This is a genomic window from Sphaerotilus hippei (assembly GCF_003201595.1).
In the GTDB taxonomy this organism is placed as follows: Bacteria; Pseudomonadota; Gammaproteobacteria; order Burkholderiales; family Burkholderiaceae_C; genus Sphaerotilus; species Sphaerotilus hippei.
This window is the reverse complement of the sequence record NZ_QJJS01000003.1, coordinates 31,169-46,546: the sequence shown is the minus strand read 5'-3', so window position 1 is coordinate 46,546 and position 15,378 is coordinate 31,169. Positions and strand designations below refer to the sequence as shown.

Below are 15,378 nucleotides of genomic sequence, written 5' to 3'. Positions count from 1 at the left end.
CTGCCGGAAAGCCGGAAACACGAAAACTGTCGCTCTGCGTCATGGCACCGCCCTTCCAGCCGGACCCTGGTCCCTTGATGAACTCGATGCCACCCAGCCCCTGGCCCGGTGACGTGAACGAACCGCCAGAACTGCGCATGTCGACTCCCCTGTCCGCTTGATGCATACGTATTTTGCATCTTCGTAACGACACGGATGTACTAGGCCGCTCCGGATTAGCCCTTGGGTCTGTCCAATCCTGCACGGCTTCAAGGGGATGACGCGTACCACCGGCACCGGGTGAGGCCCGCCCCATGATCGCCGCGACATGTAACAGCAAATGATCCAGGGATCCCCTGCGCCCGGGCGCAAGACGCAGCGAATCGGGCCCACAGCGTAGCGCCAGTATCAGGAGGTGTCGAATTGTTCACGATCCACGAACCCGGCCGACACCACCCAGACCTCCGTGCGGATTGATCGGCGGCGCGCACGCATCACGCCGGCCCGCTCGGGAAAGCCCGCTGGCTACAATTCTTCGCCATGAGCGACAACAACAAGCCCTCGGCGCCCGCCGAGCACAAGGTCAGCAACTTCCTGCGGGCCATCATCGAGCGCGACCTCGATCAAGGCACCTACGCGAGCCGCCGCTGGGCCGGCACCCCCGGCGACGCCGCCCACCACGAGGCCGGCGAGCCCGACCCGGCGCGCATCCGCACCCGTTTTCCGCCCGAGCCCAACGGTTATCTGCACGTCGGCCACGCCAAGAGCATCTGCCTGAACTTCGGGCTGGCGCGCGACTACGGCGGCGTCTGCCACATGCGTTTCGACGACACCAATCCTGAAAAGGAAGAAAAGGAGTACGTCGACTCCATCCTCGATGCGGTGCAGTGGCTGGGCTTCGGCTGGGACTCGTCGTTCGGTGGAAAGGCCGAGAGCCACCTCTACCACGCCAGCAACTACTTCGACTTCATGTACCGCGCGGCCGAGGCGCTGATCACGCACGGCCACGCCTACGTCGACGAGCAGACGCCCGAGCAGATGCGTGCCAACAGGGGTGACTTCTCCACCCCCGGCACCGACAGCCCGTTCCGCGCCCGCACGCCCGACGACAACCTGGCGCGTTTTCGCGAGATGCGCGACGGCAAGCATCCGGACGGCTCGATGGTGCTGCGCGCGAAGATCGACATGGCCGCGCCCAACATCAACCTGCGCGACCCGGCCATCTACCGCATCCGCCGCGCCACCCACCACAACACGGGCGACACCTGGTGCATCTACCCGATGTACACCTTCGCGCACCCGATCGAGGACGCGCTGGAGCAGATCACCCACTCGATCTGCACGCTCGAGTTCGAGGACCAGCGCCCGTTCTACGACTGGCTGCTGGAGCGCCTGACCGAGGCCGGCCTGCTCCAGGCCCCGCCGCCGCGCCAGTACGAGTTCGCCCGCCTGAACCTGACCTACGTGATCACCAGCAAGCGCAAGCTCGCGCAACTGGTCAACGAAGGCCACGTCGGCGGCTGGGACGACCCGCGCATGCCCACCATCGTCGGCCTGCGCCGTCGCGGCTACACGCCCGAGAGCATCCAGCTCTTCGCCGAGCGCATCGGCGTGACCAAGGCCGACAGCTGGATCGACTACTCGACGCTGGACATCGCGCTGCGCGACGACCTCGAGCACAAGGCCCACCGCGGCATGGCCGTGCTCGACCCGGTCCGGCTGGTGCTGACCAACTGGGACGAGGTCATGGGCGACGGCCACCTGGAGCCCTGCTCGCTGCCGGCGCTGCCCCACCCGCCCGAGGACCGGCCGGCCCCGCCCGCCCGCCAGTTCGTCATCGGCCGCGAGGTCTGGATCGAGCGCGAGGACTTCGAGGAAGTGCCGCCCAAGGGCTACAAGCGCCTCTTCCCCGGCAACAAGGTGCGCCTGAAGGGCGGCTACGTGATCGAGTGCACCGGCTGCACCCGTGACGCGGACGGCCGGGTCGCCGAGGTGCTGGCCCGGGTCGTGCCCGACACCAAGAGCGGCACGCCGGGTGCGGACAGCGTCAAGGTCAAGGCCGCGATCACCTGGGTCAGCGTGGCGGACGGCGTGGCGGCGGAGGTGCGCCTCTACGACCGCCTGTTCACCGACGCGCAGCCGGACGCGGGCGGCAAGGACTTCAAGGCCAGCCTGAACCCGGCGAGCATGCGCACGATCACCGCCTACGTCGAGCCCTCGCTCGCCCAGGCCGAGCCGGACGCGAAGTTCCAGTTCGAGCGTTTCGGCTACTTCGTCGCCGACCGCCTCGACCATGTGCCGGGCCGGCCGGTGTTCAACAAGATCACCGGCCTCAAGGATGGCTGGGCCAAGTAGGCCCCCGGCCGGCGTGGCGGCAGCATGACCGGCACGGCGCGGCCACGCCCTGCGGCCCTCGCCGGGCGTGCCGCGTGGGCGCTGCTCGCCGCCGCCCTGGCGGGCGGTGGCCCGTCGGCGCACGCCCAGGCGCCGACGGCCTACCGGCTCGACCCCGCTCACACCGCCATCCACTGGGAGGTGCTGCACATGGGCACCTCCACGCTGCGGGGCCGTTTCGACCGGCTCGACGGCACGGCTCGCTTCGACGCCCGGCAGCAGGCCCTGGAGGTCGGCATCAGCGTCGACGTGGCGTCGGTCAGCACCGGCGTGCCCGCGCTCGACCGCATGCTGCGCGGCAGCACGCTGCTCGACGTGCAGAACCATCCCCAAGCCTGGTTCGTCGCCCGGCAGGCCCGCTTCGAGGGCGAGCGTCCGGTGGAGATCCGCGGCGAGATCACGCTGCGCGGCCGCAGCCAGCCGCTGACGCTGACCACCCGACGCTGGCACTGCGGCTTCAACCTGCTGTTTCGACGCGAAGTCTGCGGTGGCGACCTGGAGGCCCGGCTGTCCCGCTCGGCCTTCGGCATGACGCTGGCCGCCGGCCTGGTCGCCGACGAGGTGCTGCTGCACCTGTCGGTCGAGGCGGTGCGGACCGACCCGGGCGACGAAGCCCCGCCTGCCGCCACCGACAGCGGCACCACCACCCCGCCATGAAGCGCGCCCTGACCCACGGCAGCCCCGCCACGACACGGGCACGGGCCGGCATCGCCGGCCTGGCGCTGGCCCTGCTGGGCGTCGGCGCCCATGGCAGCGCCGGCACCCCGGCGCAGTGGCTGCAGGCCATCGAGACCGAGATCGGCGATGCCCGCTGCAGCCGCGACGCGGCCTGTCGCACGCTGCCGATCGGCGGCCTCGCCTGCGGCGGCCCGCAGGACTGGCGAGCCTGGTCGACCGAGGCCAGCCACGCGGCCCGGCTGAAGTCGCTGGCCGCCCGCCACGCCCGGGCCGTGCGGGACGAGGACCACCGCCTGGGCCGGGTGTCGATCTGCCAGGTGCGGCCCGAGCCGGCCGTGCACTGCGAGGCGCAGCGCTGCGTGCTGTCCCGGGACGAGCCCCTGCCGCCCCCCTCTTCACGCTGAATCCGCCGGCACCGATCGTGTCGGCATGACAGCGTCCCCCTTGCCGCCCCCTGCGACCGACCGCTCGCGGATCGATCCGGACCCTGGACATGCCCCGCACCCCGCCCTCCTCTTCCTCCATCACCTCCGCGCCCGTCGCCCGGTCCATCCCGCACTGGGGCCACGCCGGCACGCCGCTGGGGCCGATGGTGCTCGCCGCCACGACCGCCGGCCTGTGCGGTGCGTGGTTCGCCGGCCAGAAACACTTCGGTGGCCCGTCGCCGGACTGGATCCATGACGAGGACCACCCCCTGCTGGTGAGCGCGCGCGCGCAGCTGGACGACTGGTTCGGCGGGCGGCGCCACGACTTCGACCTGCCGCTGGCCCCCCGGGGCACGCCGTTCCAGCAGGCCGTGTGGCAGACGATCCGCCAGGTCGGCCATGGCCGGACGCTGGGTTACGGCGCCGCCGCGGCCCAGGTCGGACGGCCATCGGCGTCCCGCGCGGTCGGTGCGGCCACCGGCCGCAACCCGCTGTCGCTGCTGGTGCCCTGCCACCGCCTCGTGGCCGCCAGCGGCGCGCTGACGGGTTACGCCGGCGGACTGGCACGCAAGGCCTGGCTGCTCGACTTCGAACAGGGCATCCGGCGACCGTTCGACGCCGCGTCGGTGGAGGCCGCCTCGTGAAGACCCGGGACCTGGTCGATCTGCTGCTGCTGGCCGCGCTGTGGGGCGCGTCCTTCCTGTTCATGCGTTATGCCGTGCCCGCCTTCGGGGTCGCCCCGCTGATGTGGCTGCGCGTGGCCATCGCCGCGCTCTGCCTGGTGCCGCTGCTGGCGATGCGGGGCGGCCTGGCGGACCTGCGCCGCCACGCCGGCGCGATGGTGGTGATGGGGCTGTTCAACTCGGCCATCCCCTTCATGCTGATCGCCTGGGCAACGCTGTCGGTCACGGCCGGGCTGGCCGCCATCCTCAACGCGACCACGCCGATCTTCGCCGCCCTGATCGCCACGCTGTGGCTGCGTGAACCGCTGGGGCGCTGGCGGGCGACCGGTCTGGCGATCGGCCTGGCCGGCGTCAGCCTGCTGGCGGCCGACAAGGCCGACTTCAAGCCCGGGGGCACCGGCTGGGCGCTGCTGGCCAGCCTGTCGGCCGCGCTGAGCTACGGGTTTTCGGCCAACCACACGCGGCGCTGCCTGGGCGGGGTGACCGCGCTGGCCAATGCCGCCGGCTCGCAGCTGGTGGCCGCGCTGGCGCTGGCGCCGCTGGCCTGGTGGTTCTGGCCCGAGGGCCCGCTCAGCTCGCTGCAGTGGCTCTGCGCCATCGCGCTGGGCGTGGGCTGCACGGCGCTGGCCTACCAGCTGTATTTCCGGCTGATCGGGCGCATCGGCGCCGCACGCACGGTCACCGTCACCTTCCTGGTGCCGCTGTTCGCCACGGTCTGGGGGGCGATGCTGCTGGGCGAGCCGGTGACCGCCGACATGCTCGTCGGCGGAGCCGTCGTGCTGATGGGCACCGGCATGGCCACCGGCGCGCTGCGCTGGCCGTCCGGGCGCTGAACGTCGCCCGGGCACACCGCGCCGCGGGCTTCAGCAGGCGAGCGGCGCGGCCGGTGACTCGAACATCAGCCGGCCGATCTCGGTCAGATCGGTGACGGTGCGTATCCGGTCATAGGCGTCCTGCGCCTCGGGGTGGCGCCGCCGCAGCAGGTAGAGCCACTGCTTGAGGCGGCCCGCCCGGTGCCGGTGCTCCATGCGCTCGCCGACGAGCTGCCAGAAGAGCCGCAGCAGCGGCTGCAGCGCGGCCCAGTCCAGCGCAGACGCCCCGGGCTGGTCGGCGTCGTGCAGCGCCAGCGCCAGCGGCAGGCCCGGATCGGCCACCGCGCCGCGGCCCAGCATCAGGTCCTCGCAGCCACTCTCGGCCCGGCAGCGCACGGCATCGGCCACGGTCCAGATCTCGCCATTGGCCACGATGGGCACCCGCACGGCCTCGCGCAGCGGGCGGATGCGATCCCAGTAGGCCGGCGGGCGATAACCCTGGGCCTTGGTGCGGGCATGCACGACCAGCTCGGCCGCACCGCCGTCGACCAGGGCCCGGGCGCAGTCGACCGCCAGGTGATCGTCCTCGAGCCCGAGGCGCATCTTGGCCGATACCGGCAGATCGGCCGGCACCGCCCGACGCACGGCCGACACGATTCGGTGCAGCAGCTCAGGCTCGGCCAGCAGCGCCGCCCCGCCACCGTGGCGGTTGACCACCTTGGCCGGACAGCCGAAATTCAGGTCGATGCCCGCCGGCGACAGCGCCGCCAGGCGAGCCGCGTTCTCGGCCAGGCAGACCGGGTCGCTGCCCAGCAGCTGCGGGCGCACCGGCACGCCGGTGGCGGTGCAGCCTCGCTGCAGCAGCTCGGGCACCAGGCGCAGGAACACCCGGTCGGGCAGCAGGCTGTCGCTCACCCGGATGAATTCGGAGACGCAGCGATCGACACCGCCGATGCGGGTCAGCACCTCGCGCAGGGTCGCATCCATCAGCCCTTCCATGGGCGCCAGCAGAACAGTCATACAAGGGAAGATCCGGATCGTCAAACGTCAAGGAAACAGGGGAACCCGGACGTATCAAGTCTATGCTCGAAATGGCAATCTCATGAGGATGTGGCCATGGCTTATGCTGCTCAAAACGGACCCGCCTGTCTGGTGGAACTGCGCGATGAACAGCGCCGCGCGATCGATGCACCGCCCAGGAACGCGCTCTACGTGAAGAACCGGGAACGACAGTACCCGGTGCATGCGGTGCGCGACGTGTCGGCTCGCGGCATCAGCGTGATGCTCGATCAGGCCCTGACCCCGGGGGAGGCGGTCCTGCTGGAATCCCAGCGTGGACTCCAGCATGTCGAGTATTGCGCCTTCGTGGTCTGGTGCCGTTCGCCTCCCGCCGACGTCCAGGCCCTGCACAAGGAGCGCCGGCACCTGATCGGCCTGAGGGTCTACGGGCCCCAGGCGCTCGGTCACCTGATCGCCTGATCGCTCAAGCGCGGCGCCAGCGCCCCGCCAGTCGAACCGCCAGCAGCACCAGCGTGCCCGCGACCACACCGGTCAGCAGGTCGGCCGCCACCGGCACCAGTGGTGCCAGCATGCCGCCGAGCGCCGGCAGCCCCGCCATCGTCTCCTGCAGGCCGAGCACCTGATGGTGCAGCCAGGGCCATCCGTGCGCCAGGATGCCGCCGCCGACCAGGAACATCGCCACCGTTCCCGCGACCGCCAGCCCGCGCATGAGCACCGGCGCCGAACGCAGCAGCAGCCGGCCCAGGCCACGCTGGAACCGGCTCCAGCCCCCGTCCCCGGTCGCCCGGCCCAGCGCCAGCCCGGCGTCATCGAGCTTGACGATGCCGGCCACCAGGCCATAGACCCCCACCGTCATCACCAGCGCCACGCCGGCCAGCACCGCCAGCTGGGTCGGCCAGGCCACCCCGGACACGGTGCCCAGCGTGATCGTGATGATCTCGGCCGACAGGATGAAATCGGTGCGGATCGCGCCCTGGATCTTCTCGCGCTCCAGCGCGAGCAGATCGACCTGCGGGTCGGCCACCGCCTGATGCAGCGCCCGGGCATGGGACGCGTCCGCGGCCGGATCGTCCGGAACGTAGCGGTGGGCCAGCTTCTCGACGCCCTCGAAGCACAGGAAGGCGCCCCCGAGCATCAGCAGCACCGTGATGGCCGCCGGCAGCAGCAGGCTGATGGCCAGCGCCGCCGGCACCAGGACCACCTTGTTGCGCAGCGAGCCCTTGGCGACGGCCCAGACCACCGGCAACTCACGCTCGGCGCTCACGCCGGTGACCTGCTGGGCATTGAGCGCCAGGTCATCTCCGAGCACCCCGGCGGTCTTGCGGGCGGCGACCTTGGTCATCGCGGCCACGTCGTCCAGCACCGTGGTGATGTCGTCGAGCAGGGCAAGCAGGCTGGCTGCGGCCATCGGAGAACTCCTGTGGGTTGGAAAGGGCAGGCCGAAGTGGAACACAAGGCCAGTGCCGGATCACCCCGGTCACGCAAACGACGCCGTCGTGTCATGGCACTGTGACGCCGGCTTCATAAGCTGGACGGGCGTTTGCACCCGAGGAGAGACCGTGGCGCCCCCGTCCGACGACATCAACAGCAGCGTCCTGAGCCGCACCGGCACCGGACTGATCGCCCACACCGTGCATGACCACGAGGGCCACCAGGCCAGCCTGGCCGACCGCTTCTTCGCCCGCTGGTTCGACCGGCTGGTCTACACCCAGATCTGGGAGGACCCGCAGCAGGACATCGAGGCGCTGGGGCTGGATGCGCAGTCGCGCATCGTCACCATCGCCTCGGCCGGCTGCAACGTGCTGAACTACCTCAGCGCCCGCCCGGCGGCGGTGCTGGCGCTGGACATCAACCCGCACCACATCGCGCTGACCCGGCTGAAGATCGCCGGGGTCAAGGCGCTGGACCGCTTCGACGACTTCCACCGCTTCTTCGGCGAGGCCCAGGGCCTGGAGCTGCTGCAGATCTACCAGCGCCACCTGCGCCCGGCGCTCGACGACACGACCCGCGACTACTGGGACCGGACCCGCCTGGGCCACGCCCGCATCGAGATGTTCAGCCGCGGGTTCTACCGCGAAGGCGTGCTGGGGCGTTTCATCGGCCTGCTGCACCGCCTGTGCCGGCTGCAGGGCATCGACCTGACGGGGCTGTTCGACTGCCGTGGCGTCGAGGAACAGGCGCAGTGGTTCGACCGCACCGTCGCGCCGCTGTTCGCCCGCCCCTGGGTGGTGGCGCTGTGCCGCAGCCGCACGCTGCTCTACAGCCTGGGCATCCCGCCGCGCCAGTACCTGGCGCTGTGCGACCAGGATCCGGGCCGCATGGCGGCCGTGCTGTGCGAGCGTGCCCGCCGCATCGCCACCCTCGTCGACTGGCAGCTCAACCCCTGGGCCCAGCAGGCCTACGGGCGCGCCTACCGCAGCACGGACACCCGCGGCTGGCCGCTCTACCTGCAATCGGCCCACTGGGACACGCTGAAGCAGCAGATCGCGCGGGTGCACACCGAGCTGGGCAACTTCCGGCAGGTGCTGTCGCAGCGCCCGGACCAGCACTTCGACGCCTACGTGCTGCTCGACGCCCAGGACTGGATGAGCGCCCGCGAGCTCGACGGCCTGTGGCGCGAGATCGACCGCACCGCATCGGCCCGGGCCCGCGTCATCTTCCGCACCGCCGGGCAGGACCTGCCCGCACCGGGCCTGCCCGCGTGGGTGGGCGAGCGCTGGGTGGGCGACCCCGAAGGCGGCCGGGCCTGGCTGGCCCGGGATCGGTCGGGCATCTACGGCGGCTTCCACGCATGGCGGCGGCGCTGACGGCGCCCGGCTCGACCGCAGCCGGCGCCCCGGACCTGCCGGGGCTCACCGGCGGGCAGGACCGGGCCTGGCGCGCGGCGCTGTGCGGCGCGCCGGGGCCACGATGGATGCACAACCTGCCCGGCCACTGGGAACTGCTGGACCGCACCGGGGAGCTGCTGGCCTATGTGCCGCCGCAGCGCCCGCCCGGTGATGCCGAGGCGGCGAAGGCACTGGCGCGGACCACCTATGTGCAGAGCCCGTACGTCGGCTGGTGCGTCTACCCCGGGGACGAGCTGCATCACGTGCCCGAAGCCCGGCGCCGCTGGGCCGCGCGGGGTCTGGACCTGGCCGGATGGCTCGCGCGGCGCTGGCGCCTGCCCGAGGCGATCGTGCTCGGCGGGACCGGCTGGTCCACCACGCTGCATGCGCCTGATCTCGCGGCGGCGCTGCCCGCGGTCATCGACACCGCCCGCGGGCGCTGGCCGGGCTCGGTGCTGGCCCTGCGCAACATCGAACCCGACCGCCAGCCCGATCTGGCTCAGGCCGTGCGGGACACCGGGGGCGTGCTCTGGCCCGCCCGGGTGATGCACCACTACGACGGCGGGCAGGCGCCGTGGCAGGCGCACAGCGCACACCGCGAAGACCTGCGGCTGATCCGCCGCAAGGGTCTGGCCGCGCGCTGGACATCGCGTCTGCCCGACGGCCGGCACGACACCGTGCTCGAGCTGTACCGGCAGGTCTACCTCGAGCGGCACAACCCGCTCAATCCCCAGTACACCCGCCAGTGGCTGGACACCGCCGACGCCCACGGCCAGCTGGCATGGCTGGGGCTGCACGCCGCCGACGACGATCGGCTGCTCGCCTTCGCCGCCGTGCACACCCGCCACGGCGTGATGACGGTGCCGATGGTGGGCCACGACCTGGCCCAGCCGCGTGACCTGGGGCTGTACCGCCAGCTGTGCGTGCACCTGTTCGAAGCGGCCCGGCAGCACGGCGGCCTGTTCAACTACAGCTCGGGCACCGGCCACTTCAAGCGCCTGAGGGGCAGCCGGCCGGTGCTGGAATGCACCGCCTTGTGGGCACCCGAGCGCAGCCTCGCGCGGGCGCCGCTGTGGCGTGGCCTGGAGCGGCTGGCCGAGCGGGCCCGGGGCCCCTTGCTGGCCGCGCCGTTCTGACAGGCGCCGCGCGCGCGGCTCAATCGCCGGACCAGGCCAGCGGCGGGATCGGCGCCACGGGTCCGTCGAAGCGCTCGACCTCGGGCGGATGCCCCAGCGGGGGCAGCTCGAGCGGCGGCGCCGGAACCTCGCAGTCAGGCATGCGGTCGAGCAGGTGGCGGATCAGCGTCAGCCGGCCCAGCCGCTGGTCGTTGAAGTCGACCAGCGTCCACGGGGCCCAGTCGGTGTGGGTGCAGGCGAGCATCGTGTCGCGGGCCCGGCCGTAGTCGTGGTAGCGCTCGCGCGCCTTCAGGTCGATCGGCGAGAGCTTCCAGCGCTTGAGCGGATCGTCGCGCCGCTCGGCGATGCGGCGCTCCTGCTCCTGCTGGTCGACCGTCAGCCAGTACTTGAACAGCAGGATGCCGTCGTCGACCAGCATGCGCTCGAACTGCGGTGCCTGCTCGAGGAAACGTTCGTACTGGCGCGGGGTGCAATAGCCCATGACATGCTCCACACCGGCCCGGTTGTACCAGCTGCGGTCGAACAGGGCCAGGTGGCCGGCGGCCGGCAGATGAGCGACATGACGCTGGAAATACCACTGGGTGGTCTCGGCCTCGGTCGGCCGGGGCAGCGCGACGATCTGGCACTGGCGCGGGTTCAGCGTCTGCGCGATCGTGTTGATCACCCCGCCCTTGCCCGCGGTATCACGGCCCTCGAACAGCACCACCACGCGCTGACCCCGGTGCTGGACCCAGCGGACCAGGCGGTTCAGCTCCAGCTGCAGGACCTCCAGCTGCGCTTCGTAGATGCGGCGAGGCATGCGGGTCTCGCCGGACCGATCACCCTTGTTCTTTCCCATCTCGACCTCATGTCATTGGCAAGCGATGCATGATGCGTCGACCCTGGAGCCGGCGCATCCCGATGATGCGCCTGGACAGGGCCCGGGCATCCGCCCTGGAAATGCAGATCCTTGCATGGACTTGAAAAAGGAAAGAGACATGAAGCGAATGTGGTTGGCGGTCCTGATGGCAGCGGTGTTCACCGCCAGCGTGCCGGCCGACGTGATGGCCAAGCGCCTGGGCAGCGGCCGGCCGGCCGGCATGCAGCGCCAGATGCCGGCCCAGCAGCCCGACGCCGCCCCGGGCAAGTCCTTCGGCGCCACCCCGGGCCAGCAGGCGCCGGTGCAGAACGCCGGGGCCGCCGCAGCGGGCGCCGGCACGGCCGCCGCCGCCGGCAAACGCTCCTGGCTCGGCCCGATCGCCGGCCTGGCCGCGGGCCTGGGTCTGGCCGCGCTGATGAGCCATCTGGGCCTGGGCGAGGCCTTCGCCAACATCCTGATGATGGTGCTGCTGGCCGGCGTGGCCGTGCTGGCCATCGGCTTCCTGATGCGGCGTTTCGGCAAGGGCAAGTCGGCCGCGGCCGGCGGGGCCAGCCCCGCGTTCGCAGGCGCTGCTGCCGGCGCATCGACCGGAGCAGCCGGTGGTGCGCGGGTGGCCTGGCCGTCGCCGGCCACCGAGCCGAACGTGATGGCTCGCCAGAACGCCACCAGCGGCACGCCGTCAGGCTTCATGTCGGCAGCGGACAGCTTTGCCCGGCCGGGCACCGCCACCGCCGCGCGCCCAGCCTCGGTGCCGGCCGGCTTTGATGTCGAAGGCTTCGAGCGCATCGCCCGCATGATCTTCATCCGCATGCAGGCCGCCAACGACAGCGCCGACCTGAACGACCTGCGCACCTTCACGACGCCCGAGCTGTTCGCCTCGATCCGCATGGACCTGCAGGACCGCAACGGCCTGCCCCAGCAGACCGACGTCGAGCATGTGCAGGCCGCGATCCTGAACTTCGACCAGGAAGCCGAGCGCCTGGTGGTCAGCGTGCGCTACCACGGCATGATCCGCGAGGTGGTCGGCCAGCCGGCCGAGGCCTTCGACGAGATCTGGCACCTGGTGCAGCCGAACGGCGCCAGCCAGTGGCTGATCGCCGGCATCCAGCCGACGACGCCGGTGCACTGAGCGCTCGCGGGTCGACTCCGGGGCGCCTCAGCCGCTCCGGTGGACGGCTCCCGGCACAAGAACGAAGGGCGCCCCGCGGGGCGCCCTTCGTCGTTCAGTGGCGGTCGTGTGTCAGACCAGGCTGCGCTGGAGGCGGATCTCCTCGATCTTCGTGCCACCCACCACGGTGGTGCGGGCCGACTTCATCTCGCGCTTGAAACCGGCCAGCTCATGGAAACGCAGCGCACGCTCGTTGCGCAGCGGCAGCCACAGCGTGGCCTTGGTGCAGCCCTCCTCGATCAGGCCGTCGCGGGCGGCATCCCACAGCGCCAGGCCGACGCCGGTCGACCAGTGGGCCGGCGCGGCGTAGATGGCCCAGAGCTCGCCGGTGGTCGGCGGCGTGCGCTCGTCGCGCGAGCGGTCGTAGCCGACGAAACCCAGGATCTGGCCGTTGGCGCTGGCCACCCACACCTGCGGCTCGCACAGGTCGATGGCCTCGCGCCAGAAGGCCTGGCGCTTCTCGACCGACAGGCTGTTCAGGTGATCGTCCGGCAGGATGCCTTGCAGGGCTGCACGCGAAGCGGCGACATGGATCTCGGCGATGGCCTTGGCATCACGAAGGGTGGCGGGACGAACCTGATGTGCGGACATGAAAGCGGGGAAAGAAAATCACGAGGGGTGGCGATTGTCTCCGCATTTCATGCGGAGGACCATGCTTCGATCAGCGCGGCTTGCGGGCCTTGGGCACCGGCGAGGGGGCTCGCACCGGTGAGGCGGCCTTCGGCTTGACGGCCGGTCGGGCCGGTGATCCGGTGACGCGTGGCGGCAGGCCGGTGTGCTGCGTCAGGATGCGCCCGGGCGTCGGCGTCGAGTTCTTGCGGCGCGCACTGCTGTAGCTGCCGTCGGTCATCGGCTGGTAGGTCGGGATCAGGTGGTGCTTGCCGTTGCCGATCAGGTCGGCCCGGCCCATCGCCTGCAGCGCCTCGCGCAGCAGCGGCCAGTTGTTGGCGTCGTGGTAGCGCAGGAAGGCCTTATGCAGGCGGCGGCGGCGCTCGCCCCGCACGATGTCGACGGTCTCGCCGCGGGCGGGATCCCGCGAGATGCCCTTGAGCGGATTGCGCCCGGAGTGGTACATGGCCGTGGCCGTGGCCATCGGGCTGGGGTAGAAGGTCTGGACCTGGTCGGCCCGGAAACCGTTGCGCTTGAGCCAGAGCGCGAGGTTCATCATGTCCTCGTCGCTGGTGCCCGGATGGGCGGCGATGAAGTACGGGATCAGGTACTGCTTCTTGCCGGCTTCCTCGCTGAACTTCTCGAACAGCTGCTTGAAGCGGTCGTAGGTGCCGATGCCGGGCTTCATCATCTTCGACAGCGGCCCGCCTTCGGTGTGCTCGGGCGCGATCTTCAGGTAGCCGCCGACGTGGTGGGTCACCAGCTCGCGGATGTACTCCGGCGACTTGATGGCCAGGTCGTAGCGCAGGCCCGAGCCGATCAGGATCTTCTTGACGCCCTTGAGGGCCCGGGCGCGCCGGTACATCCGGATCAGCGGGCCGTGGTCGGTGTTCAGGTTGGAGCAAACGTCCGGGTAGACGCAGCTCGGCTTGCGGCACGCCGCCTCGATCTGCGGGCTCTTGCAACCGATGCGGTACATGTTGGCGGTCGGGCCGCCCAGGTCGCTGACCACGCCGGTGAAGCCCTTGACCTTGTCACGGATCTCCTCGATCTCGCGGATCACCGAATCCTCGGAGCGGCTCTGGATGATGCGGCCCTCGTGCTCGGTGATCGAGCAGAAGGTGCAGCCGCCGAAGCAGCCACGCATGATGTTGACCGAGAAGCGGATCATCTCCCAGGCCGGGATCTTGGTGGCGCCGTCATGGCCGCCGCTCTCGTCGGCATACGCCGGATGCGGCGCACGGGCGTAGGGCAGATCGAACACATGGTCCATCTCCGCCATGGCCAGCGGGATGGGCGGCGGGTTGATCCAGACGTCACGCGCGGTGTGGCCTTCGCCGTGGCGCTGCACCAGCGCGCGGGCGTTGCCCGGATTGGTCTCCAGGTGCAGCACCCGGTTGGCATGGGCGTAGAGCACCGGATCGCTCCGGACCTGCTCGTAGGCCGGCAGGCGCACCACCGTGTGGTCACGCGGCGTGGCGAGCGCGCGGCTGCCGGTCTTCTCCAGGCGCTGGCGCACGATCATGATCGGCTTGCTGCCGTCGTCGGCCACGCCGCCCTGGGGCTCGGCGTCGGCCGCCACGGCACAGGCGCCGCCCTGCTCGGCGGCGGTCTCGTCGATGGTCTGGTAGGGACTGATCAGCGCATCGACCGTGCCGGGGCGGTCGACCTCGGTGGAGTCGACCTCGAACCAGCCGGCCAGTGCCGGATCGTCCGGGTGGCGCATGAAGGCCGTGCCACGCACGTCGGTGATGCTCTCGATCGGCTTCTTCTGCGCCAGGCGGTGGGCGACCTCGATGATCGCGCGTTCGGCATTGCCGTAGATCAGCAGGTCGGCCTTGCTGTCGATCAGCACCGAGCGGCGCACCTTGTCCTGCCAGTAGTCGTAGTGGGCGATGCGGCGCAGCGAGGCCTCGATGCCGCCGATCACCACCGGCACGTCCTTGTAGGCCTCGCGGCAGCGCTGGGTGTAGACCAGCGTGGCGCGGTCGGGCCGCTTGCCGCCGACGTTGCCGGGCGTGTAGGCGTCGTCGCTGCGGATCTTGCGGTCCGCGGTGTAGCGGTTGATCATCGAATCCATGTTCCCGGCGGCGACGCCGAAGAACAGGTTGGGCTTGCCGAGCGCCCGGAAGGCGTCGGGCGAGTTCCAGTCGGGCTGGGCGATGATGCCGACCCGGAAGCCCTGGGCCTCCAGCGTGCGGCCGATCACCGCCATGCCGAAGCTCGGATGGTCGACGTAGGCATCCCCCGTGACCACGATGATGTCGCAGCTGTCCCAGCCGAGGCGGTCCATCTCGGCGCGGCTCATCGGCAGGAAGGGGGCCACCCCGAAACGCTTGGCCCAGAAGGGCCGGTAGCTGGTCAGGGTCTTGGTGGCTGGGCTCGCGACCGGCGCGCAAAGCTGGGAAACTGTCATGGTGCAGGCGGCGCCCGTTCAAACGCACAACCGGGTATTGTCGCTCACCGACCATGACCGGCACTTCCTGGGGGCACCTGCCGGGCTGGCGGCGCCTGGCGGGCTCAGTGCAGGTCGCCCGGAACCACGGTGGGCATCGTGTACTCGGAGCCGATGCCGGCGCAGGCCCGTTCGTAGTTCTGGCGGGCCCGCTCCGACAGCGCCTCCAGCAGCACCCGCCCCTGCCCGTCACACGGGAAGCTGACGGCCCGGCCGGTGTGGAACAGGGACTGGAAGCGGATCTGGTAAGCCTGCGCGACAGCGCAAGTCGACAGCGATGGCATGGTGTGGAACCTCCTGCACGGCGAGACATCCATGGCTGCACTGTGCGC

15 protein-coding genes are annotated in these 15,378 nt (G+C 71.0%); 9 read left to right on the top strand and 6 right to left on the bottom strand.

Going from position 1 to position 15,378, the window contains the following annotated elements:
- Window positions 1-519: 519 nt before the first annotated feature.
- The 5 genes from C7444_RS03945 to C7444_RS03925 all read left to right on the top strand — a co-directional run bounded on the left by C7444_RS03945 (window position 520) and on the right by C7444_RS03925 (window position 4,992).
- Window positions 520-2,334 (top strand): glutamine--tRNA ligase/YqeY domain fusion protein, encoded by a 1,815-nt coding sequence (locus tag C7444_RS03945; RefSeq protein WP_110399534.1) that lies wholly within the window; start codon window positions 520-522, stop codon window positions 2,332-2,334.
- 24 nt (window positions 2,335-2,358) lie between these two features.
- Entirely contained in the window at window positions 2,359-3,030 is a 672-nt protein-coding gene (locus tag C7444_RS03940; RefSeq protein WP_110399533.1) for a YceI family protein, read from the top strand.
- The gene (locus tag C7444_RS03935) at window positions 3,027-3,455 is read left to right on the top strand and encodes a hypothetical protein (RefSeq protein WP_110399532.1); all 429 of its coding nucleotides are present in this window, start codon (window positions 3,027-3,029) and stop codon (window positions 3,453-3,455) included. Before C7444_RS03940 ends, C7444_RS03935 begins: the two co-directional genes overlap by 4 nt.
- Before the next feature lie 89 nt (window positions 3,456-3,544).
- Entirely contained in the window at window positions 3,545-4,120 is a 576-nt protein-coding gene (locus C7444_RS03930) for a methylated-DNA--[protein]-cysteine S-methyltransferase (protein WP_110399531.1), read from the top strand.
- Window positions 4,117-4,992, top strand: a complete 876-nt coding sequence (locus C7444_RS03925; RefSeq protein WP_110399530.1) for a DMT family transporter — start codon at window positions 4,117-4,119, stop codon at window positions 4,990-4,992. Before C7444_RS03930 ends, C7444_RS03925 begins: the two co-directional genes overlap by 4 nt.
- A gap of 30 nt (window positions 4,993-5,022) precedes the next feature.
- Here C7444_RS03925 and C7444_RS03920 read toward each other — a convergent pair whose 3' ends face one another.
- Complete coding sequence (locus C7444_RS03920) at window positions 5,023-5,991, bottom strand: tRNA dihydrouridine synthase (RefSeq protein ID WP_110399529.1); 969 nt, start codon at window positions 5,989-5,991, stop codon at window positions 5,023-5,025.
- 96 nt (window positions 5,992-6,087) lie between these two features.
- On the opposite strand from C7444_RS03920, the gene C7444_RS03915 reads away from it, so the two are divergent.
- The gene (locus tag C7444_RS03915) at window positions 6,088-6,450 is read left to right on the top strand and encodes a PilZ domain-containing protein (RefSeq protein ID WP_146219346.1); all 363 of its coding nucleotides are present in this window, start codon (window positions 6,088-6,090) and stop codon (window positions 6,448-6,450) included.
- Window positions 6,451-6,454: 4 nt separating this feature from the next.
- On the opposite strand, the gene C7444_RS03910 is transcribed toward C7444_RS03915, so the two are convergent.
- The gene (locus tag C7444_RS03910; RefSeq protein WP_110399785.1) at window positions 6,455-7,399 is read right to left on the bottom strand and encodes a DUF808 domain-containing protein; all 945 of its coding nucleotides are present in this window, start codon (window positions 7,397-7,399) and stop codon (window positions 6,455-6,457) included.
- 151 nt (window positions 7,400-7,550) lie between these two features.
- Here C7444_RS03910 and C7444_RS03905 point away from each other — a divergent pair, with 151 nt between their 5' ends.
- Together C7444_RS03905 and C7444_RS03900 are read left to right on the top strand one after the other, a co-directional pair.
- Window positions 7,551-8,798, top strand: a complete 1,248-nt coding sequence (locus C7444_RS03905) for a BtaA family protein (RefSeq protein ID WP_170130621.1) — start codon at window positions 7,551-7,553, stop codon at window positions 8,796-8,798.
- Window positions 8,783-9,955: a GNAT family N-acetyltransferase gene (locus C7444_RS03900; protein WP_110399526.1), complete on the top strand. Its 1,173-nt coding sequence runs from the start codon at window positions 8,783-8,785 to the stop codon at window positions 9,953-9,955. Before C7444_RS03905 ends, C7444_RS03900 begins: the two co-directional genes overlap by 16 nt.
- Before the next feature lie 19 nt (window positions 9,956-9,974).
- Here C7444_RS03900 and ppk2 read toward each other — a convergent pair whose 3' ends face one another.
- Window positions 9,975-10,793: a polyphosphate kinase 2 gene (gene ppk2 / locus C7444_RS03895; protein ID WP_110399525.1), complete on the bottom strand. Its 819-nt coding sequence runs from the start codon at window positions 10,791-10,793 to the stop codon at window positions 9,975-9,977.
- Window positions 10,794-10,932: 139 nt separating this feature from the next.
- Between ppk2 and C7444_RS03890 the strand changes: the two genes are divergently transcribed.
- Complete coding sequence (locus tag C7444_RS03890; RefSeq protein ID WP_110399524.1) at window positions 10,933-11,943, top strand: Tim44 domain-containing protein; 1,011 nt, start codon at window positions 10,933-10,935, stop codon at window positions 11,941-11,943.
- A gap of 111 nt (window positions 11,944-12,054) precedes the next feature.
- On the opposite strand, the gene C7444_RS03885 is transcribed toward C7444_RS03890, so the two are convergent.
- The 3 genes from C7444_RS03885 to C7444_RS03875 all read right to left on the bottom strand — a co-directional run bounded on the left by C7444_RS03885 (window position 12,055) and on the right by C7444_RS03875 (window position 15,330).
- A complete protein-coding gene (locus tag C7444_RS03885) occupies window positions 12,055-12,573 on the bottom strand; it encodes a GNAT family N-acetyltransferase (RefSeq protein WP_110399523.1) in 519 nt (172 codons plus the stop codon).
- A gap of 70 nt (window positions 12,574-12,643) precedes the next feature.
- Window positions 12,644-15,007 (bottom strand): YgiQ family radical SAM protein, encoded by a 2,364-nt coding sequence (locus tag C7444_RS03880; protein WP_110399522.1) that lies wholly within the window; start codon window positions 15,005-15,007, stop codon window positions 12,644-12,646.
- A 104-nt stretch (window positions 15,008-15,111) separates the two neighbouring features.
- Window positions 15,112-15,330: a hypothetical protein gene (locus tag C7444_RS03875; protein WP_110399521.1), complete on the bottom strand. Its 219-nt coding sequence runs from the start codon at window positions 15,328-15,330 to the stop codon at window positions 15,112-15,114.
- Between the last annotated feature and the right edge of the window lie 48 nt (window positions 15,331-15,378).